Origin of the sequence: Paraburkholderia sp. RCC_158 (genome assembly GCF_041355255.1) — a bacterium.
GTDB lineage: Bacteria > Pseudomonadota > Gammaproteobacteria > Burkholderiales > Burkholderiaceae > Paraburkholderia > Paraburkholderia graminis.
Window position 1 is genome coordinate 364,190 of sequence record NZ_JBFUPM010000002.1, and the last position, 26,771, is coordinate 390,960.

Consider the following 26,771-nt stretch of genomic DNA (forward strand, 5'->3'; position numbering starts at 1 on the left):
TTCATAGCCATTCGGCCAGGGCTCGCGTAAGGTGCGTCGAGGGTGCGCTCAGAATGCTTTAAGAGTGCTTTGAGAGTTCGCTGAAGATTCGGCCGGGCGGTCCTGAAACACAGTCAGACAAAGCAAGGAGGCAGGTTTGTTGTCCAGGGTGCGTTTCGACCTCGATACGCTCAAGCGGCTCGCGCAGTTCGCCGCGAAGCGCAGCAGCGAAGACCGCATTGCGCAGGTGGCCGGCAGCCTCACGTTCACCACGATGCTCGCGCTGGTGCCGCTCGCCACCGTCGCGTTCGCGCTCTTCACGGCGTTTCCGCTGTTCAGTTCGTTCCAGGAGTCGCTGCAGTTTTTCCTCGCCGACCACCTGATGCCCGCGCAACTGAACAGCCAGATCTTCAAGTATCTGAATCAGTTCGCGTCGAAGGCGAAGGGCTTGACGACCATCGGCATGGTGCTGCTGTTTCTCACGGGCGTCATGACCATGATGACGATCGAATCCGCGTTCAACGTAATCTGGCGCGTGCGCAAGGCGCGGCCTATCGCGCAGCGCATCCTCGTGTACTGGGCGATCATCACGCTGGGTCCGATTCTGATCGGCGTGAGCCTCTCGATCTCGTCGTATCTGTTCACGCAGTCCATGACGTTCAGCGCGGCCCAGCGCATGACGCCGGTGATCGAATTCGCGCTCGCGGGCGCCGCGTTGCCGCTGACGGCGCTCGCCTTCACGATTCTCTATGTCTATCTGCCGAACTGCCGTGTGGAGTGGCGCGATGCGGTGATCGGCGGCGTCACGGCGGCTATTGCGTTCGAACTCGCCAAGCGCGGCTTCGGCTATTACGTGCGCCGCATGCCGACCTATACCGCGGTGTACGGCGCGTTCTCGGCGGTGCCGCTGTTTCTGCTGTGGATGTACCTCTGCTGGTTCATCACGCTGGCGGGCGCGATGATCGCGTCCGCGTTGCCGGCCATCCGCATCGGCCAGTTTCATCGACCGACTTTCGAGGGCAGCAATCTGTTCGATGCGCTGGAATTGCTCGCGCGGCTTTGCGAAGCGCGCGACGCCGGCAAGCGCGGCTACACGGTGACAGAGCTTTCGCGGATGCTTCGCCGCGATATGGACACGACGGTCAATCTGCTGCAAAAGCTCGAACAGATCGAATGGATCGCGCAGTTGCAGGAAGACGCGTCGCGCCCTCACTTTCTGCTGCTGGCGAACCCGGCGCAGATCACGGTGCAGCAGCTATACGACCTGTTCGTCATGGATCGCGCTGAGCTGGAGTATCAGCTTCAGCTCGCGTCGACTCGTGTGGACGGCGCCACGCTGCTCGCGGCGCTCGAGAACGACAAACTGCGGGTGACGCTCGCGACGCTGCTCGCCGTGCGTGCCGCGGCGCGCGCGGCGGCCGCGGAAGAGAACGAGCGCGGCACGTCGTCGATGCCGCATCAGGCGGCCTAGCGCTCAGAATGCAGCGAGGCGGCGGTTCCAGCGCCGCGCGCCCGCTCGCTCGCGCTACAACGAAATCTTGCCGACGCAGATGTCCTTGAACATCACCCAGTCGCCCATCAGGCTGTAGAGCGGATGGCGAAACGTTGCGGGCCGGTTCTTCTCGAAGAAAAAATGGCCGACCCAGGCAAAGCCGTATCCGCAGACGACGGCCGCGGGCAGCCACAGCCAGTCGCCGGTGGCGAGCGCCATCGCGAGGCAGCCGATCACGCCGAGCGAGCCCACGAAATGCAGCCGCCGCGAGACCAGGTTGCGATGCTCGCTCAGGTAGTACGGGTAAAACTCCGCGAAGTTCGCGAAGTGATCGGTATGCGCGGTATGAGCCATAACGGCCTCCGGATTGCTACGCGTTGCGAATCATCGCCTGTTGTTGCGAACTGCGTTTTCGCGGCGCCCCGACGGCGCGCGAAATGACAGGCTCGATTCATTGTCCGGCTATCGCGTGCCTGGCGCAACCTGGCCATTCGGACGATGGCGAAGGCGCTTCGGCGCGGTTATCGTGGGTGCGTGAACTGGCTGGCGAGCGGGCTGAGGAGCGGACCGACAAGCGAACCAACGACCAACTCGCGACGAAGCGCAGCAGCCCCGCGTTAATCCGCCGCGTGAACCGGTCTCGAAGCAAAACTGAACAGCGCGTCGAGCGTGGCGTCGGGCTGTTCCGTCATCAGCGCGTGCCCGGCTTCTAACGTGACGGTGTCAACGGGCGCGCCTGCCTGCGCGAGCGCATCGGCGAGCGCCTTGGCGGCGCGCGGCGGCGTCATCGCATCACGCCGGCCCACCACTAGGCGCGTCGCGCAGCGAACCTGCGCGGCACGCGCAAGGCCGTCCGCGTAGCTATTGCAGGCGGTGAAGTCGGTGTGAAAGAGATGCGTCTCGCCTTTTGCCGAAACGCGCTCCATCAGCCGCTGGTTCATACCGTGCAGCCAGAAGCCAGGACCGGGGCAGGACGGTTTGGCCGCGAGCGTCGAGTGCGACCATTCGTTGACCATGCCGATTGCGTCCGGCTCTCGATGTAGGGCGGCTTCGAGCAAGGTATCGGAGACCGCCATCGGCAACGCGGTGGCGAGGAGCGCGAGATGCGTGGTTCGCTGCGGGTAGCGGCCGGCGAAGTCGAGCGCGATCAGCGACCCCATGCTATGGCCGGCGACGAATGCGCGCGCGACACCTGCGGCGTCGAGCAACGCGGCGAGCCAGTCGGCCAGCGCGCCGATGGTGTGCAACGCGGGGCCGGCGCTGCGGCAGTGTCCGGGGAGATCGACGGCCAGCACGCTAAAGCCGTGGTGCGCGAAATAGCGCGTTTGCAGCGCCCACACGCTATGGTCGTGCTCGGCACCGTGGATGAAAACGGCAGTCGGCAGACTCCGGTCGAACGGTTTGCCGCCGGTGTAGGCATAGGCGGCCTTGCCTTGAACGGTCAGGATCATGGCGACTCCGGGCGCGGTTGCGAAGCGGTGTTGCCGTCTGTCTTCGGCGCGCCGTCCTGCGCCGGCTTCTGTGTCGGCTTCTGCGTCGATTTTTGCGCGGCTTTCAGGCCGCGCTTCAGATCGTCGATGAGGTCATCCGGGTCTTCGAGACCAATGGAGAGCCGGATCGTGCCTTCCGCGATGCCGGCCGCGGCGAGCGCGGCCGCGTCCATCCGGAAGTGCGTGGTGGAAGCAGGGTGAATCACCAGCGAGCGCGCGTCGCCGACGTTCGCGAGATGCGAGAACAGCGACAGCGCTTCGATGAAACGGCGGCCGGCCTCGCGGTCGCCTCGCAGATTGAAGCTGAACACGGCGCCCGCGCCGCGTGGCAGCAGGCGTTGCGCGAGCGCGTAATCGGCATGCGTCGGCAGTTCGGGATAGGCAACGGCTTCGACCGCCGCATGGCCGGCGAGGAACTCGACCACGCGGCGCGTGTTGGCGACATGCCGTTCCATCCGCAGAGGCAGGGTCTCGATGCCTTGCAGAAGCTGCCAGGCGGCTTGTGGATGCAGGCATGCGCCGAAGTCGCGCAAGCCCTCGCGGCGAGCGCGCAGCAGGAATGGCGCAACCGTGCTTTCCTCGCTGAACACCATGCCGTGGAAGCCGTCGTAGGGTTCGGTGAATTCGGGAAAGAGCCCGGAGGCGTCGAAGTCGAACGTGCCGCCGTCCACCAGCACGCCGCCAATGGTCGTGCCGTGGCCGCCCAGGAACTTGGTCGCCGAGTGATAGACGAAGTCCGCGCCGTGCTCGAACGGTTTCAGCAGATACGGCGTGGTGAACGTGGAATCGACGAGAAGCGGCACGCGATGCTCGTGGGCGATTTGCGCGACGGTGGCGATGTCGAGCACGTCGAGGCCAGGATTGCCGAGCGTCTCGCCGAACAGCAGGCGCGTGTTCGGGCGCAGCGCCGCGCGCCATCCGTCGATGTCGCCGGGTTTGACGAACGTCGTTTCAATGCCGAAGCGGCGCAACGTGTAGTGCAGCAGATTATGCGAGCCGCCGTACAGCGCGCTCGAAGCGACGATGTGCGAGCCCGCGCCCATCAGCGTGACGATCGCGAGGTGCAAGGCGGCCTGGCCGCTCGCCGTGCCGATCGCGCCCGCGCCGTTTTCGAGCGCCGCGACGCGCTCCTCGAATACGGCCACGGTCGGATTCGAGATGCGCGAGTAGACATGGCCGGCGCGCTCCATGTTGAAGAGCGCGGCGGCGTGGTCCGCATCGCGAAACGAGAACGAAGTGGTCTGATAGATCGGCGTGGCGCGCGCGCCGGTGGTGGGGTCGGGCGCGGCGCCGGCGTGCAGCGCAAGCGTGTCGAAACGGTTGGCGGACATGCTGGTCGGCGAGGCCACGGGCGGTCTCGCGAAAGGTCAAGGTGGCGGCCATCGTATCACCGGCGCAGGCTGCTTCAAGCGCGGTTTTCCCGATGCGCGAGTGTGTGCGTGCAGCCTTTGCCTGGCGGCGGAAGGCCGCCCCGCCTTGGTGGGGGCCGCTTTCCTTTTATGGGCCTTTCCGATAGGATCGAAAGTCATTGATGCATTACCATGCCTAGCGGGTATTTCGGGAGACAGATCATGCGAGTCAGCGACATTCTTAAAGTCAAAGGCAACACCCTTTTCACGGTCACGCCGGATGCCACGCTGCACGACGCAGTCAACACCATGGCCGAACACGACATCGGTTCGCTCGTCGTCATGGAGTACGGCGACCTGGTCGGCATGCTGACATTCCGCGAGATTATTCTGACGCTCAAGGAGAACGGCGGAAGCGTGGGCACGTCGACCATTCGTAAGGTTATGGACGATCATCCGCTTACCTGCACGCCCGAAACCGACGTCAACGAAGTGCGCCGCATGATGCTCGAGCATCACGTGCGTTATCTGCCGGTTATGGAAAGCCGCACGCTGATGGGTGTCATTTCGTTCTACGACGTCGCGAAGGCGGTGGTCGAAGAGCAGGGCTTCGAAAACCGCATGCTCAAGGCGTATATCCGCGACTGGCCGGAAGAGCAGGGGCAGCAGCCGGCGCGTTAAGGCGGCAGGACCCAATATTGAATGAAGGCGTGCGCGAGAGCGCGCGCCTTTTTTGTGCGCGCCGCGCTCGCTCGTTACGCGCGTTGAAGGTGCTTTGCAGACGCGCACTCCAGACGCGCATTTCCCCATCCGTTCGTCAAACTCCATGAGTCAGAGCCCCACGCCTCCTACGCCGCCAACGCGCACGCTACCCGCCGCCGGGCGCGCCGCGCGCCGGCATGGCGGCCATGAATCGCAGTTCAAGCTGCTGGGTGAGCGCCGTTTCGCGCCGTTTTTCTGGACGCAGTTCCTCGGCGCGATGAACGACAACGTCTTCAAGATCGGGTTCACGTCGCTCGTCACGTTTCAGGCGGCGCGCTTTTCGGGCGTCGATCCGAAAACCGCGGCGTTTCTGATCTCGGCCATCTTCATCCTGCCTTTCGTGCTGCTGTCGGCCACGTCCGGGCAGATTGCCGACAAGTACGACAAGGCGCTGCTCACACGCTTCGTCAAGACCTTCGAGATCGCCGTCATGCTGATCGGCGGCGCGGGTTTCCTGCTGCATAGCGCGCCGCTGCTGTATTTCTGCACGTTTTTGATGGGCGTGCATTCGACCGTGTTCGGGCCCGTCAAGTATTCGTACCTGCCGCAACATCTGTCGAGCCACGAGCTTGTCGGCGGCAACGGGATGGTCGAAATGGGCACCTTCGTCGCGATTCTCGTCGGCACGATCGTCGGCGGCGCGAGTGCGGGTTTCGTCGAACATGGCGCGCTGCTGCTGGCCTGCGCGTGCGTCGCGATTGCACTGGCGGGACGCGTGGTGTCGAGCTTCGTTCCGGTGACGGCAGCGCCGCAGCCGGATCTGCGCATCAACTGGAATCCGGTCAGCGAGACCTGGCGCAACCTGAAGCTCGCGCGCGAAAACCGCACGGTGTTCCTGAGTCTGCTCGGCATATCGTGGCTGTGGTTCGTGGGCGCGACGTTTCTGTCGTCGTTTTTCAGCTTTGCGAAAGACGTGTTGTCCGCCAATCCGGACGTCGTGACGGTGCTGCTCGGCACGTTCTCGATCGGCATCGGCCTCGGCTCGCTGATGTGCGAAAAGCTCTCGAAGCGGCGCATCGAGATCGGCCTCGTGCCGCTCGGTTCGATCGGCATGAGCGTGTTCGCCATCGATCTTTTTTTCGCCAGCCACGCGTTGCCGCCCGTCGGACACCTGTTGAGCGTGGCCGAGTTTCTCGGGCGCGCCGCGCATTGGCGCGTGCTCGCCGATCTGTTCCTGCTCGCGATGTTCGGCGGCTTCTACAGCGTGCCGCTCTATGCGCTGATCCAGAGCCGCAGCCAGCCGAGCCACCGGGCGCGCATCATCGCGGCGAACAATATTCTGAATTCGCTGTTCATGATCGTCTCCGCGCTGATGGCGGTCGGCCTGACGGCGGCGGGCTTCAGCATTCCGGCAATTTTCCTCGTGACGGCGCTGCTCAATATCGTGGTGGCGACTTACATCTATTCGCTCGTGCCCGAGTTTCTGCTGCGCTTCATCGCCTGGCTGCTGGTGCACACGTTTTACCGGATTCGCCTCGTGCACGCCGAGCGGATTCCGGACGAAGGCGCGGCCGTGCTCGTCTGCAATCACGTCAGTTTCGTCGACGCGGTCGTGATCATGGCCGAGAGTCCGCGACCGATCCGCTTCGTGATGGATCATCACATTTTCAGGACGCCGTTCGCCGGCTGGGTGTTTCGTCACGCGAAGGCGATTCCGATCGCACCCGCGCACGAGGACGCGCAGTTGCTGACGCGCGCCTACGAGCGCTGCGCCGAGGCGCTTGCCGAGGGCGAACTGGTGTGCATCTTCCCCGAGGGCAAGCTCACTCGCACGGGCGAGATGAATCCGTTCCGTCATGGCGTGACCGAGATCATCCGGCGCACGCCCGCGCCTGTGATTCCGATGGCGCTGCGCGGGCTGTGGGGCAGCGTGTTTTCGCGCGCCAACGACGCGCGCTGGCCGCGGCCGGTGCAAAAGGGCGTGATGAGCCGGCTGACGCTCGCGGTCGGCGAGCCGATCGAGCCGGCGCTTGCCACGCCGGAACTGCTGCAGAAAACCGTCACGGAACTGCGCGGCGCGCGCAAATAGGCCGGCTTGTCCGGAAGTCATAAGCCGGCGCCGCGGGCGGCCTCGTGCCCCAAGGGGCTGGCATAATAGCGTCTTCCCCGCATCCTTTGGACGACGCTCATGTCCGGCAACACCCTCGGTACGCTTTTCACTGTCACGACCTTCGGCGAATCGCACGGGCCGGCCATCGGCTGCGTGATCGACGGTTGCCCGCCGGGCATGGCGCTCGACGAAGCCGACATCCAGCTCGAACTCGACCGCCGCAAGCCCGGCACGTCGCGGCACGTCACGCAGCGTCAGGAAGAAGACAAGGTCGAGATTCTGTCGGGCGTGTTCGAGGGCAAAACCACCGGCGCGCCGATCGCGCTGCTGATTCGCAATACCGACCAGCGCAGCAAGGACTACGGCAATATCGCGGACACCTTCCGTCCGGGTCACGCCGACTACACCTACTGGCAGAAGTACGGCATTCGCGACTATCGCGGCGGCGGCCGTTCGTCGGCGCGGCTGACGGCGCCAACCGTCGCGGCGGGCGCGGTGGCGAAGAAGTGGCTGCGCGAGAAATTCGGTACTGAAATTCGAGGCTATATGGCGGCGCTCGGCGAAATCGACGTGCCGTTCGTCGACTGGGCGCAGGTGCGCGAGAACCCGTTCTTCGTGCCCAACGCGGACATCGTGCCGCAGCTCGAAGCGTATATGGACGCGCTGCGCAAGGACGGCGACTCGATCGGCGCGCGTATCAACGTGGTGGCGTCGGGCGTGCCCGTGGGCCTCGGCGAGCCGCTGTTCGACCGGCTCGATGCGGACATCGCTCACGCCATGATGGGGATCAACGCGGTGAAGGGCGTCGAAATCGGCGCGGGCTTCGCGAGCGTCGCGCAGCGCGGCTCGGTGCATGGCGACGAACTCACGCCCGAGGGCTTTGTGGGCAACCACGCGGGCGGCGTGCTAGGCGGTATTTCGACGGGGCAGGACATCACGGTGTCGATCGCGATCAAGCCGACGTCGAGCATCCGCACGCCGCGCCGCTCCATCGACAAAGCGGGGCAGCCGGCAGTTGTCGAGACCTTCGGCCGGCATGACCCGTGCGTCGGCATTCGCGCCACGCCGATAGCGGAAGCCATGCTCGCGCTGGTACTGATCGACCACGCGCTGCGTCATCGCGCGCAATGCGGCGACGTCTCGGTCAGCACGCCGAAGATCGCGGCGAGCGCGCCTTAACGGGCGCCGTTAGCGCCTCTCACATCGCATTGCACAAGCGGCGCGCGGCGCCTTCCTCGCATGAATCATCCTCCTATCGAGCCAGCGGGCGACGTTTTGACGGCGCTGCGCTCGCGTGCCTCGGCGCCGCACGCGAGCGCGCATGACTATCTCGCGTTCGGTCAGGCGCTGCTGCAACACGCGGGCCGCGACAAGGTGCTGCAACGCGAAGCGCTTGTGGCGCTTGTGCGCGCCTATCAGGCCGAGCCGGCCTGCGAGCCAACGCTGCTTCACACGATTGCGCAGACCGCGTTCATCGTGCGCGACTGGGCGCTTGTCGAATCCGCGACCGCGCTGCTGCTTGCGCAAAATCCCGCCGATGCCAACGCATTAGTCTGGCGCGCGGCGGCCGTTCAGTATCGCGACGACTTCATTACCGCCGAGCAGTTGCTGCGTGAAGCGGTGCGCGTCGTGCCCGGCAATCCGGTGGCGCTTCACAAGCTCGCGTTGTGCGTGAAGGAGCAGTCGCGTTTCGCGGAAGCGGAAGCGCTGCTGCGTCAGGTGCTCGCGTCGTCGCCGGAAAACGCGCATGCGTGGTTCGACCTTTCGGAACTCGAAATCCGCAATGGACGTTTCGCCGAAGGCTGGGCGCATTACGAGTCGCGCAACGCGTTTGCCGGCGAGTTGAACAACGCGCAGCAGGAGCTCGCCGCGATCAGCGCGCACTGGCAAGGCGAGCCGCTGACGGGCAAGACGCTCGTTGTGTACGGCGAGCAGGGCAACGGCGATTGTCTGTGGGCAGTGCGCTTTTTGCCGCTTCTCGCCGAGCGTGCGCGGCGCGAGGGCGGCACTGTGATCTTCGGTCACGACGGGCCGTTGCGGCATCTCTTCGAACGGACGTTGCCCGCGGATCTGCGGCTCGAAACGAGCCTTGAAACGCAGCCTGATTTCCATTGCGGGCTAATGAGCTTGCCGCTGCGCCTCGGCATCGTGGATGCGAGCGGCTGGGGCGCGCCTTATCTGAGCGCCGACCTGCAGCATGTGCAGGTGTGGCGGGATCGCGTAGAAGCGTGCATCGCCGGAAAGCCTGGCGGCAATCGCAAGGTCGGGCTGGTGTGGAACGGCAATCCCGACCATATTCGCGACGCGCGACGGTCGGTGCCGGCGGAACAACTGGAACCGTTACTGGATGTCGCGGGCGTGACGTATTTCGCGCTGTCGCCGGGACGTGGCGAGACCGTCGCGCAGTGGCGTGCGAAGGGCCTCGACGTCGTGGACCTCACGCAGCATTTCCAGTCCGGATTCGACGACGTCGCCGCGTTGCTGGCGAATCTCGACCTGATGGTCACGATCGACAGCGGGCCGGCTCATCTGGCCGGCGCGCTCGGCGTGCCGACCTGTTTGATGATCGACCATGTATCCGCGTGGTTCTGGGGCAGCGATTCGGCGGTGACGCCCTGGTACGATTCGATCGAACTGTTCAGGCAACCCACGGTGGGCGCGTGGGCGCCGGTGGTCGCGCAGGTGCGCGAACGTATCGAACGGATGGCGCGCGGCTGACGCCATTGCTTTCGCAGCGCAGGCGTGGGCCGCCTGCGCCTTGAAGCTATAAATCCCGACCTTACATGTTCGGATAGTTCGGCCCGCCGCCGCCTTCAGGCGTCACCCACACGATGTTCTGCGTCGGGTCCTTGATGTCGCACGTCTTGCAGTGCACGCAGTTCTGCGCGTTGATGACGAGCCGTTCGCCGCCGTCGTCGTTCTTCACGAACTCATACACCGCAGCCGGGCAATAACGCGCTTCCGGGCCCGCATACGTCTGCCAGTTCACGTTCACCGGCACCGTCGGGTCCTTCAGCGTCAGATGCGCGGGCTGGTTCTCTTCGTGATTCGTGTTCGAGATGAACACCGAAGACAAGCGGTCGAACGTGAGCTTGCCATCGGGCTTCGGATACTCGATCGGCGTGCATTGCGACGCGGGCTTCAGCATCTCGTGATCCCAATGCTGGTGATGCAGCGTCCACGGCACGTTGCCGCCCAACAGCTTCTGCTCGATGCCGACCATCAGCGTGCCGAGGTACAGGCCCTTGCTCATCCACTGCTTGAAATTGCGGGCGCGGTACAACTCGGTATGCAGCCACGAAGTCTTGAAGCTCTCCGGATAAGCCGCGAGTTCGTCGTTATGGCGGCCGGCCTGCACGGCTTCGAACGCGGCATCGGCGGCGAGCATGCCGGTCTTGATCGCCGCATGCGAACCCTTGATGCGCGATGCGTTCAGGAAGCCCGCATCGTCGCCGACCAGCGCGCCGCCCGCAAACACCAGCTTCGGCAGCGACATCAGGCCGCCTGCGGTGATCGCGCGCGCGCCATACGACACGCGCTTGCCGCCTTCGAGGAACTGGCGGATCGCCGGATGCGTCTTGTAGCGCTGGAATTCCTCGAACGGCGACAGATACGGATTCGTGTAGCCGAGACCCACCACAAAGCCGACCACCACCTGGTTGTTGTCCATGTGATAGAGGAACGAGCCGCCGTACGTGTCCGTTTGCAAAGGCCAGCCGGCCGTGTGCATCACGAGCCCAGGCTTATGCTTCGACGGATCGATCTCCCACAGTTCCTTGATGCCGATGCCGTAGACCTGCGGATCGACGCCGTCGCGCAGCCTGAACTTGTCGTTCAACTGGCGACCGAGATGCCCGCGCGCGCCTTCGCAGAAGAGCGTGTATTTGGCGTGCAGCTCCATGCCGAGCTGGAAGTTCTCGGTCGGCTGGCCGTCCTTGCCGATGCCGAGGTTGCCGGTCGCGACGCCCTTGACGGAACCGTCGTCGTTATAGAGCACTTCGGCCGCCGGAAAGCCGGGGAAAATCTCGACGCCCAGTGCTTCCGCCTGCTGCCCCAGCCAGCGCGTGACGTTCGCGAGGCTGATCACGTAGTTGCCGTGGTTCTTGAAATTGTCCGGCAGCGCCCAGTTCGGCACGCTTTTCGAACCCGTTTCGGTGAGGAACAGGAAGCGGTCTTCGGTCACGTCGACCGTCAGCGGCGCGCCTTTTTCCTTCCAGTCGGGAATCAGTTCATTCAGCGCGCGCGGGTCCATCACCGCGCCGGAGAGGATGTGCGCCCCGATCTCCGAGCCCTTTTCCAGCACGCAGACGCCAAGCTCGACGCCCTTGCCGGCCGCGAGCTGCTTCAGGCGGATCGCCGCGGACAAGCCTGCCGGGCCGCCGCCGACGATCACGACGTCGTATTCCATCGACTCGCGCGGGCCGTACTGCTCGATGAGACTTGCGGGGGTCATTGATGCTCCTCTTACCGTTAGAATGCTTTTTTCGGGATCGTATTGTGGGCGATGGATTCTTGCACTGCAACCGCATCGACGGAGATTAGCACGGGCGTTCTATTCTCGTGATACGGTATTGACCCGAGTGCAGCGCGGGCCGCGACTGACAACCGCATTCGTAACTACAACCGAACAAGGAACCACAATGGGCCGTTCGATCAATCTGGAAGGCAAGGTCGCGTTGATAACCGGCGCGTCGAGCGGGTTGGGCAAGCGCTTTGCGCAGGTGTTGTCGCAGGCCGGCGCCAAGGTCGTGCTGGCGAGTCGGCGCACCGAGCGGCTCAAGGAACTGCGCGCCGAAATCGAGGCATCGGGCGGCGCGGCGCATGTCGTCTCGCTGGACGTAACCGATTATCAGAGCATCAAGTCGGCGGTCGCGCACGCGGAGACCGAAGCCGGCACCATCGACATTCTGGTGAACAACTCGGGCGTGTCGACCACGCAGAAGCTCTCCGAAGTCACGCCCGCGGACTTCGAGTACGTGTTCGATACGAATACGCGCGGCGCGTTTTTCGTCGCGCAGGAAGTGGCCAAGCGCATGATCATGCGCGGCAATAATGCGCAGAAACCGTCGTACCGGATCATCAATATCGCGTCGATGGCGGGGCTGCGCGTGCTGCCGCAAATCGGCCTTTACTCGATGAGCAAGGCCGCCGTCGTCCACATGACGAAAGCGATGGCGCTCGAATGGGGCAAGCACGGCATCAATGTGAACGCGATCTGTCCTGGCTATATCGACACGGAAATCAATCATCATCACTGGTCGACCGAGCAGGGGCAAAAGCTCGTGTCGATGTTGCCGCGCCATCGCGTCGGCAAGCCCGAGGATCTCGACGGCCTGTTGCTGCTGCTGGCGGCCGACGAATCGCAGTTCATCAACGGCTCGGTGATCGCCGCCGACGACGGCTTCGGCCTCGCGTGACTTTCACTGGTTTCAGGCCGGATTCAATCACTTAAGAAGCAGGAAGAGCAGAAGCACAATGAGCGATTTTCACGCAGTCTTTGAGATGTCGATGCCGATCCGCTGGGGCGACATGGACGCATTCGGCCATGTGAACAACACGGTCTATTTCCGCTACATGGAGCAGGTGCGCATTTCCTGGTTCGAGCAGTTGGGACTGAGCGGCAGTCAGGCGGACGGGCAGGGGCCGGTGATCGTGAACGCGTCGATGGAATTTCTCAAGCAACTGCATTATCCCGGCGACGTGATCGGCCGCATGAGCGTCGCGACGCCGGGCCGCAGCAGCTTCGACACCGGCTTCGAGCTGGTGCGCGCGGACGATCCGAACACGGTTTATGCGCGCGGCGCCGCGCGCTGTGTGTGGATCGACTACGCGGCCGGCAAGTCGGTGCCGGTTCCCGATCTGCTGCGCGCGACGATCGAGCGTGCGGCTCTGGTGAAAGCGGCCGAGCGCGCGGCTTAAGTTCGCGAGGGGCGACGTTCGGAGCGCGGTCTGTGCGCGACTCAGTGGGCAACTCAGTGCCCGAGCAGCCGCTGCAACAACTCGGTCGCGTTCCCCGTATCGTATTTGCGCATCAGGCGCGCGCGGTACACATCCACCGTGCGCGGGCTGATGGCGAGCGCGCGGCCAATCTGCTTGCTGGTTTTTCCCGTCACCAGTTGCGCGGCGATTTCCCGTTCGCGAGGCGTCAATTCGACCGCCACGCGCCGCGTCGCGCTCAGATCCTCGAATGTCCAGACGCCCGCCGCGTGCGGGTCGGTGCGCCGCTGCGCGCGGCCCGTCACGTGGCACCAGAACAGTTCGCCGTTGGCGCGCTTCATGATGCGGTCGTCGGCGTAGCTGCCTTGCGCGGTCATGATCGGCGGAATGCGTGCGCCGATCCGCTCGAATTCGTCCGCCGACGGATACAGAATCTGAAACGACTGGCCGATCAGCGCCTCGCGCGGGCAGCCGAAGATCGACGCGAGTTCGTCATTGCAGTCTTCGATAATGCGTTCACGCGACAGCACGAGCCCGATCGGCGCGAGATGAAAAGCGGTTTGATAATCCAGGGCGGGCATGGGCTGGCGGCAAGTACTTATGTATTTTTGCGTATTGTGCCGCATGGCGCGGCGAGCGTACTCTTTCGGGCACATGAGAACGCGGTGAAGCGTCCGTGAGCGCGCGTGCGCGAGGCTTTGTCCTCTCTCCACGCGATGCGTCTCCCGGATGACTAGAATGACGTGTCGGGCCTCGGCCTGTACGCGTCGTATCAGCCGCAATAAACCGGTTTCGGGTTTCCATAAAGGAAGGGACATACTGATGAACAAGGTCTATCCAGGCGCCGCCGAGGCGCTGAAAGACATCGTCAAGGACGGGCAGACATTCGCCGTCGGCGGCTTTGGCCTGTGCGGCATTCCCGAGGCGCTGATCGCCGCGTTGCGCGATACGAAGGTGCAGGGCATTACGTGCATCAGCAACAACGCGGGCGTCGACGGCTTCGGCCTCGGTCTGCTGCTCGAGACGCGCCAGATCAAGAAAATGATTTCGTCGTATGTCGGCGAGAACAAGGAGTTCGAGCGCCAGTATCTGGCCGGCGAACTCGAGCTCGAATTCACGCCGCAAGGCACGCTCGCCGAGAAACTGCGCGCGGGCGGCTCGGGCATTCCGGCGTTCTTCACCAACACCGGCTACGGCACGCTGATCGCCGAAGGCAAGGAAACGCGGCAATTCGGCGAGAACCACTACGTGCTTGAGCATTCGCTGACTGCGGATGTCGCGCTCGTCAAGGCATGGAAGGCCGACAAGTCGGGCAACCTGATCTATCGCCGCACCGCGCGCAACTTCAATCCGATGTGCGCGATGGCCGGCAAGATCACGGTCGCGGAAGTCGAAGAGATCGTCGAAGTGGGCGAACTCGATCCGGACGCGATTCACACGCCGGGCATCTTCGTGCAGCGCATCGTGCTGAATGCGCATCCGGAAAAACGCATCGAACAACGCGTCGTCCGCGCGAAAGGAGACTGATCATGGCATGGACTCGTGACGAAATGGCCGCGCGCGCGGCGAAGGAATTGCAGGACGGCTTTTATGTGAACCTCGGCATCGGCTTGCCGACGCTGGTGGCGAACCACGTTCCGGCGGGCGTCGAAGTGTGGCTGCAGTCGGAGAACGGCCTGCTCGGCATCGGCCCCTCGCCGACCGAAGACGAAGTCGACGCCGACCTCATCAACGCGGGCAAGCAGACGGTGACCACGCTGCCGGGCTCTTCGATTTTCTCGTCGGCGGATTCGTTTGCGATGATCCGCGGCGGCCACATCAACCTCGCGATTCTCGGCGCCATGCAGATCAGCAAGAAGGGCGATCTCGCCAACTGGATGATCCCCGGCAAGATGATCAAGGGCATGGGCGGCGCGATGGATCTGGTCGCGGGCGTCAAGCGCGTGGTTGTGCTGATGGAGCACGTCGCGAAGGGCGATCAGCACAAGATCCTCGAAGAATGCACGCTGCCGTTGACGGGCGTGGGCGTGGTCGATCAGATCATCACCGACCTCGGTGTGATCGAAGTCACGGACGACGGCCTGAAGGTGACCGAACTGGCGCCGGGCGTGAGCGTCGACGAGATCAAGGCGAAGACAGGCGCGCCGCTCGATGTGAGCGCGGTTAGCTGATCCTGGATTGTTTATGGCGCTGTCGGGCTGACGTATAGGCGTTTGCTCACGGCGTTGATTGTTCGCGTTGTGTGAAGCATGCAAGAAAGCGGGCGAGGCGCGAGTCTCGTCCGCTTTTGTCTTATGCGGTGGATGTTTTGGGTCGTTCTTCCTATGCCGTTTGGACGATCCTTGTCACGCGGCAAAGCGGTTTACAATCGTCCGAAGCAATCATTTGAAGATTCGACGCGGGCGGTCTTTCGCAGCATTCGCGCCCGCACGCAAGCTCAATCCGCAGCGCTTTTGCAAGGACCCCAGATGACTGCAACGACAGCCTTCGCCGGTGAGCGGCCCACGCCGCGCCAACGTTATGTGCAGTGCGCGAGCGCCGCGGGCCTGCATCGTATTGCGTACACGGAGTGGGGCGATCCGGACAATCCGCGCGTGCTGTTGTGCGTGCATGGCCTGACCCGCTCGGGGCGCGACTTCGACCGGCTGGCCGCGCAATTCGCCGGCACCTACCGTGTGGTGTGTCCGGATGTGGCGGGCCGGGGCTTGTCTTCGTGGCTTGCCAACCCCAATCTGTATAGCGTGCCGCAGTATGTCGCCGACATGGTCACGCTGATCGCGCGGCTGGACGTGGAAACGGTCGACTGGTTCGGCACGTCGATGGGCGGCCTGATCGGGCTCGGTCTGGCGGGCCTTCCTGAGACGCCCGTCCGCAAACTGCTGTTGAACGACGTTGGTCCGCATCTCGAGCCGGAAGCGGTCAAGCGTATCGGCGACTATCTCGGCAAGCCGGCGCGTTTCGAGTCGCTGCAGCAAGGCATCGATCACGCGGCGTTTCTTGCGACGACCTTCGGCCCGCTCACGCCGGACGAATGGCGCGAGATCAATACGCCGCTCTTGCGCGAGGAGAACGGCACGTGGCTGTTTCGTTACGATCCGCGCATCGCGCAGCCCTTCGCCGCGACCACCGAAGAAACCGCGAAACTCGGCGAGGCCGCGCTATGGCATTCGCTGGCGTCGTTCCAGGGACCGGTGCTGGTGGTGAGAGGCGAGCAGTCCGATTTGCTGTCGCGCGAGACGGTCGCGAAGATGGTCGAGACCGGGCGCGACGTGTCGAGCGTCGAGATTGGCGGCGTCGGGCATGCGCCGGCGTTTCTGTCGGCGGATCAGATCGACATTGCGAAGCGGTTCTTTATCGGCCCCGGCAACGACGCGTCATAATATGCAGTTCCGCGTGACGCTTTCGGGTCATGCAAGCGGCATTTCCATTCAACCTTCTTCTATCTACGTCAGGATTCTCCATGGCAGTCATTCGTCACCATGTTGGTAAGCGCCTCTCGGAAATCGCCGTGCACAACGGCACGGTCTACCTGGCCGGCCAGATCGCCGAAGATGCGGATCAGGACATCACGGGGCAGACGCGCGAAGTGCTCGGCCACATCGACCGTCTGCTGGCCGAGGTCAACAGCGATAAATCGCATCTGCTGTCCGTGCAGATCTACATCTCGGACATGGTGCATTTCGCCGGCATGAACGCGGTGTGGGACGAGTGGGTCGCACAAGGCGCGACGCCGCCGCGCGCGACGGTCGAAGCGAAGCTCGCGAATCCGAAGTGCCTCGTTGAAATCGTCGTGGTCGCGGCGCAGCGTAGCTAAGCAACGCAGTTGGGCGACGCAGATAAGCGACGCACCAAGCAACGCAGCATCGCGCAGTCGTAGTTGAAATTCCGTTGATTTGCCAGGGCCCGCTGGGCCGCGCACCATGAATACCGAAACCGTTACGAACGCGCCGCATCCCCTCCCGTCTTTCGACGAAGCGATGGCATTCGTACGGCTGCATGCGGGCGAGGTGCGTCTGTCATCGGGCGAATTGCTGGCGGATCACGCGGCGGGCACCGCGTCCATCATGCGTACGCTCAATGTCGATCCGGCGGCCGTGCTGGCAGCGGCGCTGTTCGCGTTGACGCCGCATTTGCAGGACCCCGAACGCGTGATCGCCGACAACTTCGGCGAAGAAGTCGCGCAACTGGTCAGCGACGTGCGCAAGCTGCTGCGCCTTGGCACCGTGAGCTTGCGCGCCGCGCAGAACACGATGCCCGAAGCGGGGCGCGACGCGCAGGCCGCACGGCGCGCGCAGGTCGAGGCATTGCGCAAGATGCTGCTCGCGTTCGCGCAGGACATTCGCGTGGTGTTGATCCGGCTCGCGTCGCGGCTGCAGTCGCTGCGCTATTACGCGGCGGCGAAGCTCACGCCGTCGCCGGATGTGGCGCGCGAAACGCTCGACATTTATGCGCCGCTCGCGAACCGTCTGGGCATCTGGCAACTGAAGTGGGAACTCGAGGACCTCGCGTTCCGCTTCGAGGAACCGGTGGTTTACAAGCGCATCGCCAAGCTGCTGGATGAGAAGCGCGTCGAACGCGAAAGTTATGTGGCGCAGGCCATTGAACGCCTGCAGCAGGAACTCGCCGCCGCCAACATTCGCGCGGAAGTGAGCGGGCGCCCGAAGCATATTTTCAGCATCTGGCGCAAGATGCGCGGCAAGGAGCTGGACTTCGCGGAACTCTACGACGTGCGCGCGTTTCGCGTGATCGTGCCGGACATCAAGGACTGCTACACCGTGCTCGGTATCGTGCACAACCTGTGGCAACCGGTGCCCAAAGAGTTCGACGACTACATCTCGCGGCCCAAGCCGAACGGCTACAAGTCGCTGCACACAGTCGTGATCGGCGACGACGGCCGCGCGTTCGAAGTGCAGATCCGCACGCACGAAATGCATCGCTTCGCCGAATACGGCGTGGCCGCGCACTGGCGCTACAAGGAGGCCGGCACGCGCGGTTACGGCGGCCAGTTCGCGGCCAATGAGAAGTACGACGAGAAGATCGCGTGGCTGCGTCAATTGCTCGCATGGAAAGACGATGTGTCCGAGGGCGAGCACGGCGAAAAGCGCGCGGCGCAACCGTGGGAACAACTGCGCCAGGCCACGCTCGACGACGACCATATCTACGTGCTGACGCCGCAAGCCCGCGTGATCGCGTTGCCGCATGGCGCGACGCCGGTGGACTTTGCTTATCACCTGCATAGCGAGCTGGGGCATCGGTGCCGCGGCGCGCGCGTCGACGGCGCGATGGTGCCGCTGAACACGCAGTTGCAAAACGGTCAGACGGTCGAGATCGTCGCGGTGAAGGAGGGCGGTCCGTCGCGCGACTGGTTGAATCCGCAGCTCGGCTATCTGCATAGCCCGCGCGCGCGTCAGAAGGTGCGCGCCTGGTTCAATGCGGTCGAGTTGCAGGAGCACATCGCAAGCGGCCGCGCGATGGTCGAAAAGACCTTGCAGCGCGAGGGCAAAACGTCGGTCAATCTGGATCAGCTTGCCGCCAAGCTCGGCTTCAAGACCACCGACGATCTCTTCTCCGTCGTGGGCAAGGAAGAGTTCAGTCTGCGGCTCGTCGAGCAGGCGTTGCACGACGCGCCGCCGCCGGAGCCGGTGGTCGAGGCGCCGGAGCAATTCGAGAAGCGCAGCAGCGGAGCGAGCGTGGCGCGCGGCGCGTCGACGGGCGTGCTGGTGGTCGGTGTCGACGCGTTGCTCACGCAGCTCGCGCGCTGCTGCCGGCCTGCGCCGCCCGACGACATCTCGGGCTTCGTGACGCGCGGCAAGGGCATGTCGATTCACCGTAGCGATTGCCCGACGTTCATGCGCATGGCCGAGCGCGCGCCGGAGCGGGTGCTGCAAACCGCATGGTCCGCGGACGTGATGAGCGGGCGCGGGCAGTCGGTGTATCCGGTTGATCTGTCGATCGAGGCGACCGACCGCCAGGGACTGCTGCGCGACATCTCGGAAGTGTTCGCGAGAGAGAAGATGAATGTGATCGGCGTGAAGACGCAGACGCGCCGCAATGCCGCGTTCATGCAATTCACCGTCGAGGTGTCGAGTGCCGCGCAAATCCAGCGCGCCTGCACGCTGCTCGGCGAAGTGACTGGTGTCGTGCGCGCATCGCGTAAAGGGTGATAGCACGGTGTGTTGATGGACTCATGCGGTTATCGCGCGAGCCATGAAATGATGGGCAGTAGCGGATTTAAAGTCGGTGCATAAAAGTACTTGCCAAGCAGTGTGGTGCTCCATATAATCTCGTTTCTTCAGGCTCGTAGCTCAGCTGGTTAGAGCACCACCTTGACATGGTGGGGGTCGTTGGTTCGAGTCCAATCGAGCCTACCAACGAAAGTGAAATTCCGGCGTAGCCGGGGTTTCGCAAACTGCAGTAAGCGCCTCGGCGCAAAAGGCGAATACGGTTATGACACCGCGAACGTTGACCGAAACCACTTCGGAGCGACGCTAGTCGAGGACCACTTTCGCCAGTGCAGTTTGCAGGAAATGTGAATGCGGCCCCTCGAAAGCGGGGCCGCATTTTTTTTGGCTTGTTTGATGGTTGTATCTGCCGCCGCCGGTCGGCATCACGGAGAACGCAATGGTTTCGATACGTCTGCCTGACGGTTCTGTTCGACAGTACGAGCATCCGGTGACCGTCGCCGAAGTGGCCGCGTCCATCGGCCCCGGCCTCGCGAAGGCCGCGCTCGGCGGCAAGATCGACGGTGAGCTCGTCGATACGTCCACGTTGATCGACCGCGACGTGTCACTGGCCATCATCACCGAAAAAGACGCAGACGGTCTCGACATCATTCGGCACTCCACGGCGCATTTGCTCGCGTACGCGGTGAAAGACCTGTATCCCGAAGCGCAGGTCACCATCGGTCCGGTGATCGACAACGGCTTTTACTACGACTTCGCGTACAGCCGTCCCTTCACGCCCGAAGATCTCGAAAAGATTGAAAAGCGCATGCAGGAACTCGCGAAGAAAGACGAGCCGGTTTCGCGCCGCGTCGTGTCGCGCGGCGAAGCGGTCGACTACTTCAAGAGCATCGGCGAGAAGTACAAGGCGGAGATCATCGAGTCGATTCCTGCTACCGACGAAATCAAGCTGTACTCGCACGGCGGCTTTACCGACCTGTGCCGCGGTCCGCACGTGCCGTCCACCGGCAAGCTCAAGGTCTTCAAGCTGATGAAGGTCGCGGGCGCTTACTGGCGCGGCGACTCGAAGAACGAGCAGTTGCAGCGCATTTACGGTACGGCCTGGACGAAGAAAGAAGACCAGGAAGCGTATCTGCACATGCTCGAGGAAGCTGAGAAGCGCGATCACCGCAAGCTCGGCAAGCAGCTTGACCTGTTTCACATGCAGGACGAGTCACCGGGCATGGTGTTCTGGCATCCGCGCGGCTGGACGTTGTGGCAGCAGGTCGAGCAGTACATGCGCCGCCGCGTGAACGACGCCGGCTATCTGGAGATCAAGACGCCCATGATCATGGACCGGTCGCTGTGGGAGGCGTCGGGCCACTGGCAGAACTATCGTGAAAATATGTTCACGACGGAATCGGAAAAGCGCGACTACGCGATCAAGCCGATGAACTGCCCCGGTCACGTGCAGGTGTTCAACCACGGCTTGCGCTCGTATCGGGATCTGCCGCTGCGTTACGCGGAGTTCGGCTCGTGCCACCGCAACGAGTCGTCGGGCGCGCTGCATGGATTGATGCGCGTGCGCGGGTTCGTGCAGGACGACGCACACATTTTCTGTACGGAAGACCAGTTCATCAGCGAGTCGATCGCTTTCAATACGCTCGCGATGAGCGTGTACAGCGACTTCGGCTTCGATCATGTCGAGATCAAGCTGTCGCTGCGCCCGGATGCGCGCGCCGGCACGGACGAAACGTGGGATCGCGCGGAGCAGGGCCTGCGCGAAGCGCTGACCGCGTGCGGCGTGACGTGGGAAGAACTGCCGGGCGAAGGCGCGTTCTACGGTCCGAAGGTGGAATATCACATCAAGGACGCGCTCGGCCGCTCGTGGCAATGCGGCACGCTGCAGCTCGACATGGTGCTGCCGGAGCGTCTCGGCGCGGAGTACGTCGCGGAAGACAACAGCCGTCGCCGGCCCATTATGCTGCATCGGGCAATCGTCGGATCAATGGAGCGCTTTCTCGGCATTCTGATCGAGCACCATGCCGGTGCAATGCCCGCTTGGCTTGCGCCGATGCAGGTGGTGGTGATGAATATCGCCGAAAGTCAGGCCGAATACGCCCAGTCTCTAGCCCAATCGTTGCAAAAACAAGGGGTTAGAGTAGAGGCCGATTTGCGCAACGAGAAGATTAGCTATAAAATACGTGAGCACACGCTCGAGAAGGTGCCGTACCTGCTTGTGGTCGGCGACAAGGAGCGTGAAGCCCAAACGGTAGCCGTGCGTGCCCGTGGTGGTGTCGACCTTGGCGTGATGCCTGCCGATACCTTCATTGAGCGTCTGCGCCTGGACGTGCAGTCGTTCAACTGAGCCACTTGGCAGCCCGGCTCGTTTTTTTAATTTTTAGAGGAAACGTAACATCGCTACTGATAAGTCTGCGCACCGCATCAACGGTGAAATTACGGCACCCGAGGTGCGTCTGGTCGGAGTCGAGAACGAACCGCTCGGCATCGTGAAACTCGCTGATGCGTTCCGCATGTCGGAACAGCAAGACGTGGATCTGGTGGAAATCGCGCCGCAAGCGGTTCCGCCGGTTTGCCGCTTGATGGACTACGGCAAGTTCAAGTACTCGGAAGCGAAGAAGCAGCACGAGGCCAAGCTCAAGCAGAAGATCGTTCAGGTCAAGGAAGTCAAATTCCGCCCGGGCACTGACGACGGTGACTACAACGTCAAACTGCGCAACCTCATTCGCTTTCTCGAAGACGGCGACAAGACGAAAATCACGTTGCGTTTCCGTGGCCGCGAAATGGCTCACCAGGAAATCGGTATGCGCATGCTGGAACGCCTGCGCACCGACCTCGACGAAGTAGGTCAGGTCGAGCAAATGCCGAAAATGGAAGGGCGCCAGATGATCATGGTGCTCGCTCCGAAGAAAAAGAAGTAAGCGGTCAGAGCGGCGGCGCGCCATGTGGCGCGCGTTCTGGTTGTCAAGTTCGAGTGGCGTCGCGCCGGGTGTCCGGCGCCACGTCAGCAGGTTTCGGAGCGGCGCTCGTGCAAACGTGCCGTTTCCTGAAAGCGGCCGCCGGCGGTATCGGCGGTCTGCATACCAAGTGGAGTGGGTTTCGAAGGGCGGGTAATGGCCAACTGGCCGACCGCACACCCATATCCATCTAATAATGGAGTTGTCATGCCGAAGATGAAGACCAAGAAGAGCGCTGCAAAGCGCTTCGTGGTGCGTCCGGGCGGTACCGTCAAGCGCGGTCAAGCCTTCAAGCGCCACATTCTTACCAAGAAGACCACCAAGAACAAACGCCATCTGCGCGGTTCGACGGCAGTTCATGATTCCGATCTGAACTCCGTGCGCGCAATGCTGCCGTTCGCTTAACCCTTAACCGAAACTCATAGGAGCAAGACATGCCTCGAGTAAAACGTGGGGTTACCGCACGGGCCCGTCACAAGAAGATCATCAAGCTGGCCAAGGGTTACCGCGGCCGTCGCAATAACGTCTATCGCATCGCCAAGCAGGCGGTCATGCGCGCAGGCCAGTACGCCTACCGCGATCGCCGCAACAAGAAGCGCGTGTTCCGTGCATTGTGGATCACGCGCATCAACGCGGCGGTGCGTCAGCACGACATGACGTACAGCGTGTTCATCAACGGCCTGAAGAAGGCTTCGATCGAACTGGACCGCAAGGTGCTGGCCGACATGGCTGTGTTCGACAAGGCTGCTTTTGCTGCGATCGTTCAGCAGGTGAAAGCCGCCGTTGCAGCCTGATTGCGCTTCTGGCAATTAACACTGCGTGGTTCGTTGCAGCGAACATCCGGTAGTCTCGGTGACGCTGCAACAAAAACGGGGCTCCTCACCGAGCCCCGTTTTTGTTGGTAGAACCAGTTTTGTTTCGATAGAACACTGACGTTGAAATGATGGGATCAATGGATCTGGACCAGATTGTCGCCGACGCGCAAAAAGCCTTCGCAGAAGCCTCCGACGTCACCACGCTCGAGAACGAGAAAGCGCGCTTTCTCGGTAAATCGGGCGCGCTGACAGAACTGTTGAAGGGCCTTGGCAAACTCGATCCCGAAACGCGCAAGACCGAAGGCGCACGGATCAACCTCGTCAAGCAACAGGTCGAAGCCGCGTTGACGGCGCGCCGCCAGGCGCTGGCCGACGCGTTGCTGAACCAGCGCCTCGCCGCCGAAGCGATCGACGTCACCTTGCCGGGACGCGGCGCCCATGCCGGCAGCCTGCACCCGGTGATGCGCACGTGGGAGCGCGTCGAACAGATTTTCGGCAGCATCGGTTTCGACGTGGCCGACGGCCCCGAGATCGAAACCGACTGGTACAACTTCACCTCGCTGAACAGCCCGGAAAACCATCCGGCGCGTTCGATGCAGGACACGTTCTACGTCGACGGCAAAGATGCCGACGGCCGTCAACTGTTGCTGCGCACGCATACGAGCCCGATGCAGGTCCGCTACGCGCGCACCAACACGCCGCCTATCAAGGTGATCGTGCCGGGCCGCACGTATCGCGTGGACAGCGACGCGACTCACTCGCCCATGTTCAACCAGGTCGAAGGCCTGTGGATCGAAGAGAACATCAGCTTCGCGGATCTGAAGGGCGTCTATACCGACTTTCTCAAGAAGTTCTTCGAGCGCGACGATATTCAGGTGCGTTTCCGCCCGTCTTATTTCCCGTTCACCGAACCGTCGGCTGAGATCGACATGTTGTTCGAAACGGGCAAGAACGCGGGCAAGTGGCTCGAGATTTCGGGTTCCGGCCAGGTTCATCCCACGGTGATCCGCAACATGGGCCTCGACCCGGAGCGCTACATCGGCTTTGCCTTCGGCAGCGGCCTTGAGCGGCTCACCATGTTGCGCTACGGCGTGCAGGACCTGCGTCTGTTCTTCGAAAACGACCTGCGTTTCCTGCGTCAATTTGCCTGAGCGCGCCTACTGAGCGCGCCCGAGCGAACGCGCACGGCGCGACGACGAGCATAGAGCGCGGCAACGCACGCAGTGCCTGCCGCCAAAGCGTCCCGCAGTGACTAGCAGTGACAGTTGGCCTCTGCGTCACGTGGACCTAAACCGATCAGAACGTACACAGAACCATGCAATTCCCGGAATCCTGGCTGAGAACCTTTGTCGATCCGCAACTGACCACGGACGAGCTGTCGCACGCATTGACGATGGCGGGTCTCGAAGTGGAAGACCTGCGGCCGGCCGCGCCGCCGACCTCGAAGATCGTGGTCGGTCAGGTGCTGGAAGTCGTCAAGCATCCGGACGCGGACAAGCTCAACGTCTGCCAGGTGAACGCCGGCACGGGCGCGACGCTGAACATCGTATGCGGTGCGCCGAACGTGGCACCCGGCATCAAGGTGCCGGTCGCGCTGGTCGGCGCGCAACTGCCGCCGGCCGAAGAGGGCGGCGCGCCGTTCGCGATCAAGCTCTCGAAGCTGCGCGGCGTGGAAAGCCAGGGCATGCTGTGCTCCGCGCGCGAGCTGAAGCTGTCCGAAGATCATAGCGGCCTGATGATCCTGCCGGAAGATACGCCGATCGGCCAGGACATCCGCGAAACGCTCAATCTCGACGACACCATTTTCGAAATCAAGTTGACGCCGAACAAGGCGGACTGCCTGTCGGTGTTCGGCGTGGCGCGCGAAACGTCCGCGATCACCGGCGCACCGTTGCGTCCGCTCGAGATCAAGCCAGTCGAGGTCAAGCTCAACGAGACGCTGCCTGTCAGAATCTCGGCGCCCGATCTGTGCGGACGTTTCTCGGGCCGCGTCATCCGCGGCGTGAATGCGCGTGCGAAGTCGCCGCAATGGATGATCGAACGTCTGGAGCGTTCGGGTCAGCGCAGCATCTCGGCGCTCGTCGATATTTCCAATTACGTGATGCTCGAGCTGGGCCGTCCGTCGCACGTGTTCGATCTGGACAAGATCCACGGCGGCATGGACGTGCGTTGGGGCCGCAAGGGCGAAACGCTCAAGCTGCTGAACGGCAACACTGTCGAAGTCGACGAAACCGTAGGCGTGATCGCCGACGAGCGGCATATCGAAAGTCTCGCGGGCATCATGGGCGGCGACAGCACGGCCGTCACGCTCGACACCACCAACATCTACCTCGAAGCCGCGTTCTGGTGGCCCGACAGCATTCGCGGCCGCTCGCGCAAGTACAACTTTTCGACGGACGCCGGCCATCGCTTCGAGCGCGGCGTCGATTACGCGAGCACCGTCGAACATATCGAGCGCATCACGCAACTCATCCTCGACATTTGCGGTGGCGAGGCGGGGCCGGTGGACGACCAGATCGTCAACGTGCCGCAGCGCGAGCCGGTGAAGATGCGCGTGTCGCGCGCGAACCGCATCATTGGCGTTGCGATCGGCGCTGACGAAATTGCGCAGATTTTCACGCGCCTCGGCCTCACATTCGAACGCGACGGCGACACCTTCGCGGTGATGCCGCCGTCGTACCGTTTCGACATTGAAATCGAAGAGGACCTGATCGAGGAAGTCGCGCGCATCTACGGTTTCGAAAAGATTCCGGCGCGCCCGCCCGTCGCGAAGAGCGAGATGCGCGCGACCCACGAAACGCGCCGCTCGATCCACACTATCCGCCACGCGCTTGCCGCGCGCGATTACGCGGAAACGGTGAACTTCAGTTTCGTCGATGCCGAGTGGGAACAGGACTTCGCCGGCGACGACAAGCCGGTGCGTTTGCTGAACCCGATCGCGAGCCAGTTGTCGGTCATGCGCACGACGCTGTTCGGCAGCCTCATCCACGTGCTGCGCACGAACCTGAACCGGCGCGCCGCCGACCGCGTGCGCGTGTTCGAAGCGGGCCGCGTGTTCCTGCACGATCCGTCGATCAAGGCGGGCGAGCTGACGGTCGAAGGCTTCGCGCAGCCGAAGATGATCGGCGGCCTCGCGTACGGTGCGGCGCTCGACGAGCAGTGGGGCGCACCCGCGCGTACGGTCGACTACTTCGACGTGAAGGCCGACGTCGAGACGTTGCTCGCGCCGGCGGCGGCGCGCTTCGTGAAAGCGGAGCATCCGGCGCTGCATCCGGGGCGCAGCGCACGCATCGAACTCGATGGCCGCGCGATCGGCTGGATTGGCGAATTGCATCCGCGCTGGATGCAAAAATACGATTTACCGCATGCGCCGATTCTGTTTGAACTTGAAGCGGACGCATTAATGCAACGCGTATTGCCCACGCCGTCGGAAGTGTCTAAATTCCCGCCGGTGCGACGCGATATCGCAGTGGTTGTCGATCAGAAAATCGAGGTGCAGGCGCTTCTCGACGAGCTCCAGAAGGCCCAGTCCGAGCCCGCCTGCAAGACCGTTCAGAAGGTTGCGCTTTTCGACGAATTCCGTCCAAAATCAAACACTTCCGGTGGTCTGGCGGCTCACGAGAAAAGCCTTGCGTTCCGAGTTACCTTGCAAGATACTGGCGGGACCCTTCAGGACGAAACGGTCGATCTGGCCATTCAGACTCTGGTGGAACGTCTGGCTCGAGTATATGGCGCACGGTTGCGCGGATAACCCGCAT

Annotated in this window: 23 protein-coding genes and 1 tRNA gene; 19 read left to right on the forward strand and 5 right to left on the reverse strand. The window is 63.0% G+C overall.

The window, feature by feature from the left end; all coding sequences use genetic code 11:
* Positions 1 to 136 precede the first annotated feature (136 nt).
* Entirely contained in the window at positions 137 to 1,450 is a 1,314-nt protein-coding gene (locus tag AB6809_RS06040; RefSeq protein WP_081652996.1) for a YihY family inner membrane protein, read from the forward strand.
* Positions 1,451 to 1,504: 54 nt separating this feature from the next.
* Here the strand turns inward: AB6809_RS06040 and AB6809_RS06045 are convergent, their stop codons facing one another.
* The 3 genes from AB6809_RS06045 to AB6809_RS06055 all read right to left on the reverse strand — a co-directional run bounded on the left by AB6809_RS06045 (position 1,505) and on the right by AB6809_RS06055 (position 4,292).
* Complete coding sequence (locus AB6809_RS06045; protein WP_025600584.1) at positions 1,505 to 1,825, reverse strand: Mpo1-like protein; 321 nt, start codon at positions 1,823 to 1,825, stop codon at positions 1,505 to 1,507.
* 263 nt (positions 1,826 to 2,088) lie between these two features.
* Positions 2,089 to 2,922, reverse strand: coding sequence for an alpha/beta fold hydrolase (locus AB6809_RS06050; protein WP_114156293.1), 834 nt, complete (start codon positions 2,920 to 2,922; stop codon positions 2,089 to 2,091).
* The gene (locus AB6809_RS06055) at positions 2,919 to 4,292 is read right to left on the reverse strand and encodes an O-acetylhomoserine aminocarboxypropyltransferase (protein ID WP_035569785.1); all 1,374 of its coding nucleotides are present in this window, start codon (positions 4,290 to 4,292) and stop codon (positions 2,919 to 2,921) included. The genes AB6809_RS06050 and AB6809_RS06055 overlap by 4 nt, the downstream gene beginning before the upstream one ends.
* Positions 4,293 to 4,532: 240 nt before the next feature.
* Between AB6809_RS06055 and AB6809_RS06060 the strand changes: the two genes are divergently transcribed.
* The 4 genes from AB6809_RS06060 (at position 4,533) to AB6809_RS06075 (ending at position 9,840) form a co-directional block, all read left to right on the forward strand.
* On the forward strand, positions 4,533 to 4,991 hold the full coding sequence (locus AB6809_RS06060) for a CBS domain-containing protein (protein ID WP_006052424.1): 459 nt from the start codon (positions 4,533 to 4,535) through the stop codon (positions 4,989 to 4,991).
* 145 nt (positions 4,992 to 5,136) lie between these two features.
* A complete protein-coding gene (locus AB6809_RS06065; RefSeq protein ID WP_029967647.1) occupies positions 5,137 to 7,101 on the forward strand; it encodes an MFS transporter in 1,965 nt (654 codons plus the stop codon).
* Between the two features lie 99 nt (positions 7,102 to 7,200).
* Entirely contained in the window at positions 7,201 to 8,301 is a 1,101-nt protein-coding gene (gene aroC, locus AB6809_RS06070) for a chorismate synthase (RefSeq protein ID WP_006052426.1), read from the forward strand.
* 60 nt (positions 8,302 to 8,361) lie between these two features.
* Positions 8,362 to 9,840, forward strand: coding sequence for a tetratricopeptide repeat protein (locus tag AB6809_RS06075; protein ID WP_371026074.1), 1,479 nt, complete (start codon positions 8,362 to 8,364; stop codon positions 9,838 to 9,840).
* Between the two features lie 61 nt (positions 9,841 to 9,901).
* Here AB6809_RS06075 and AB6809_RS06080 read toward each other — a convergent pair whose 3' ends face one another.
* Positions 9,902 to 11,575 carry an electron transfer flavoprotein-ubiquinone oxidoreductase gene (locus AB6809_RS06080; protein WP_029967643.1) on the reverse strand — a complete coding sequence of 558 codons (1,674 nt, stop codon included), beginning with the start codon at positions 11,573 to 11,575 and terminating at the stop codon, positions 9,902 to 9,904.
* Positions 11,576 to 11,762: 187 nt separating this feature from the next.
* Between AB6809_RS06080 and AB6809_RS06085 the strand changes: the two genes are divergently transcribed.
* Both AB6809_RS06085 and AB6809_RS06090 read left to right on the forward strand, forming a co-directional pair.
* Positions 11,763 to 12,539: an SDR family oxidoreductase gene (locus tag AB6809_RS06085; RefSeq protein ID WP_006052429.1), complete on the forward strand. Its 777-nt coding sequence runs from the start codon at positions 11,763 to 11,765 to the stop codon at positions 12,537 to 12,539.
* Positions 12,540 to 12,597: 58 nt separating this feature from the next.
* Complete coding sequence (locus tag AB6809_RS06090) at positions 12,598 to 13,041, forward strand: thioesterase family protein (protein ID WP_029967641.1); 444 nt, start codon at positions 12,598 to 12,600, stop codon at positions 13,039 to 13,041.
* Positions 13,042 to 13,094: 53 nt separating this feature from the next.
* Here the strand turns inward: AB6809_RS06090 and AB6809_RS06095 are convergent, their stop codons facing one another.
* Positions 13,095 to 13,640 carry a PAS and helix-turn-helix domain-containing protein gene (locus AB6809_RS06095; protein ID WP_006052431.1) on the reverse strand — a complete coding sequence of 182 codons (546 nt, stop codon included), beginning with the start codon at positions 13,638 to 13,640 and terminating at the stop codon, positions 13,095 to 13,097.
* 241 nt (positions 13,641 to 13,881) lie between these two features.
* Here AB6809_RS06095 and AB6809_RS06100 point away from each other — a divergent pair, with 241 nt between their 5' ends.
* From AB6809_RS06100 to pheT, 12 genes are all read left to right on the forward strand, one after another.
* Positions 13,882 to 14,586 carry a CoA transferase subunit A gene (locus tag AB6809_RS06100; RefSeq protein ID WP_006052432.1) on the forward strand — a complete coding sequence of 235 codons (705 nt, stop codon included), beginning with the start codon at positions 13,882 to 13,884 and terminating at the stop codon, positions 14,584 to 14,586.
* Between the two features lie 2 nt (positions 14,587 to 14,588).
* Positions 14,589 to 15,230 carry a CoA transferase subunit B gene (locus AB6809_RS06105; protein WP_006052433.1) on the forward strand — a complete coding sequence of 214 codons (642 nt, stop codon included), beginning with the start codon at positions 14,589 to 14,591 and terminating at the stop codon, positions 15,228 to 15,230.
* 297 nt (positions 15,231 to 15,527) lie between these two features.
* Positions 15,528 to 16,439: an alpha/beta fold hydrolase gene (locus AB6809_RS06110; protein ID WP_029967639.1), complete on the forward strand. Its 912-nt coding sequence runs from the start codon at positions 15,528 to 15,530 to the stop codon at positions 16,437 to 16,439.
* 80 nt (positions 16,440 to 16,519) lie between these two features.
* Entirely contained in the window at positions 16,520 to 16,873 is a 354-nt protein-coding gene (locus AB6809_RS06115) for a RidA family protein (protein WP_006052435.1), read from the forward strand.
* Between the two features lie 106 nt (positions 16,874 to 16,979).
* The gene (locus AB6809_RS06120) at positions 16,980 to 19,223 is read left to right on the forward strand and encodes a bifunctional (p)ppGpp synthetase/guanosine-3',5'-bis(diphosphate) 3'-pyrophosphohydrolase (RefSeq protein WP_029967637.1); all 2,244 of its coding nucleotides are present in this window, start codon (positions 16,980 to 16,982) and stop codon (positions 19,221 to 19,223) included.
* Between the two features lie 130 nt (positions 19,224 to 19,353).
* A tRNA-Val gene (locus tag AB6809_RS06125) sits at positions 19,354 to 19,430 on the forward strand.
* A gap of 250 nt (positions 19,431 to 19,680) precedes the next feature.
* The gene (gene thrS, locus AB6809_RS06130; protein WP_029967636.1) at positions 19,681 to 21,588 is read left to right on the forward strand and encodes a threonine--tRNA ligase; all 1,908 of its coding nucleotides are present in this window, start codon (positions 19,681 to 19,683) and stop codon (positions 21,586 to 21,588) included.
* A 49-nt stretch (positions 21,589 to 21,637) separates the two neighbouring features.
* Entirely contained in the window at positions 21,638 to 22,162 is a 525-nt protein-coding gene (gene infC / locus AB6809_RS06135; RefSeq protein WP_081435533.1) for a translation initiation factor IF-3, read from the forward strand.
* Between the two features lie 243 nt (positions 22,163 to 22,405).
* Positions 22,406 to 22,603 carry a 50S ribosomal protein L35 gene (gene rpmI / locus AB6809_RS06140; protein ID WP_006052501.1) on the forward strand — a complete coding sequence of 66 codons (198 nt, stop codon included), beginning with the start codon at positions 22,406 to 22,408 and terminating at the stop codon, positions 22,601 to 22,603.
* A 29-nt stretch (positions 22,604 to 22,632) separates the two neighbouring features.
* On the forward strand, positions 22,633 to 22,992 hold the full coding sequence (gene rplT, locus AB6809_RS06145; RefSeq protein WP_006052502.1) for a 50S ribosomal protein L20: 360 nt from the start codon (positions 22,633 to 22,635) through the stop codon (positions 22,990 to 22,992).
* Between the two features lie 158 nt (positions 22,993 to 23,150).
* Positions 23,151 to 24,164, forward strand: a complete 1,014-nt coding sequence (gene pheS, locus AB6809_RS06150; protein WP_006052503.1) for a phenylalanine--tRNA ligase subunit alpha — start codon at positions 23,151 to 23,153, stop codon at positions 24,162 to 24,164.
* A 164-nt stretch (positions 24,165 to 24,328) separates the two neighbouring features.
* The gene (gene pheT / locus AB6809_RS06155) at positions 24,329 to 26,764 is read left to right on the forward strand and encodes a phenylalanine--tRNA ligase subunit beta (RefSeq protein WP_029967634.1); all 2,436 of its coding nucleotides are present in this window, start codon (positions 24,329 to 24,331) and stop codon (positions 26,762 to 26,764) included.
* Positions 26,765 to 26,771: the final 7 nt, after the last annotated feature.

Coding starts and splice junctions, on each gene's coding strand:
- AB6809_RS06090 (WP_029967641.1), top strand. CDS start 12,598: ATGAGCGATTTTCACGCAGTCTTTGAGATGTCGATGCCGATCCGCTGG.
- AB6809_RS06100 (WP_006052432.1), top strand. CDS start 13,882: ATGAACAAGGTCTATCCAGGCGCCGCCGAGGCGCTGAAAGACATCGTC.
- AB6809_RS06065 (WP_029967647.1), top strand. CDS start 5,137: ATGAGTCAGAGCCCCACGCCTCCTACGCCGCCAACGCGCACGCTACCC.
- AB6809_RS06115 (WP_006052435.1), top strand. CDS start 16,520: ATGGCAGTCATTCGTCACCATGTTGGTAAGCGCCTCTCGGAAATCGCC.
- rpmI (WP_006052501.1), top strand. CDS start 22,406: ATGCCGAAGATGAAGACCAAGAAGAGCGCTGCAAAGCGCTTCGTGGTG.
- pheT (WP_029967634.1), top strand. CDS start 24,329: ATGCAATTCCCGGAATCCTGGCTGAGAACCTTTGTCGATCCGCAACTG.
- AB6809_RS06060 (WP_006052424.1), top strand. CDS start 4,533: ATGCGAGTCAGCGACATTCTTAAAGTCAAAGGCAACACCCTTTTCACG.
- AB6809_RS06105 (WP_006052433.1), top strand. CDS start 14,589: ATGGCATGGACTCGTGACGAAATGGCCGCGCGCGCGGCGAAGGAATTG.
- aroC (WP_006052426.1), top strand. CDS start 7,201: ATGTCCGGCAACACCCTCGGTACGCTTTTCACTGTCACGACCTTCGGC.
- AB6809_RS06075 (WP_371026074.1), top strand. CDS start 8,362: ATGAATCATCCTCCTATCGAGCCAGCGGGCGACGTTTTGACGGCGCTG.
- AB6809_RS06095 (WP_006052431.1), bottom strand. CDS start 13,640: ATGCCCGCCCTGGATTATCAAACCGCTTTTCATCTCGCGCCGATCGGG.
- AB6809_RS06045 (WP_025600584.1), bottom strand. CDS start 1,825: ATGGCTCATACCGCGCATACCGATCACTTCGCGAACTTCGCGGAGTTT.
- AB6809_RS06080 (WP_029967643.1), bottom strand. CDS start 11,575: ATGACCCCCGCAAGTCTCATCGAGCAGTACGGCCCGCGCGAGTCGATG.
- AB6809_RS06085 (WP_006052429.1), top strand. CDS start 11,763: ATGGGCCGTTCGATCAATCTGGAAGGCAAGGTCGCGTTGATAACCGGC.
- AB6809_RS06110 (WP_029967639.1), top strand. CDS start 15,528: ATGACTGCAACGACAGCCTTCGCCGGTGAGCGGCCCACGCCGCGCCAA.
- AB6809_RS06055 (WP_035569785.1), bottom strand. CDS start 4,292: ATGTCCGCCAACCGTTTCGACACGCTTGCGCTGCACGCCGGCGCCGCG.
- thrS (WP_029967636.1), top strand. CDS start 19,681: ATGGTTTCGATACGTCTGCCTGACGGTTCTGTTCGACAGTACGAGCAT.
- rplT (WP_006052502.1), top strand. CDS start 22,633: ATGCCTCGAGTAAAACGTGGGGTTACCGCACGGGCCCGTCACAAGAAG.
- pheS (WP_006052503.1), top strand. CDS start 23,151: ATGGATCTGGACCAGATTGTCGCCGACGCGCAAAAAGCCTTCGCAGAA.
- AB6809_RS06120 (WP_029967637.1), top strand. CDS start 16,980: ATGAATACCGAAACCGTTACGAACGCGCCGCATCCCCTCCCGTCTTTC.
- AB6809_RS06050 (WP_114156293.1), bottom strand. CDS start 2,922: ATGATCCTGACCGTTCAAGGCAAGGCCGCCTATGCCTACACCGGCGGC.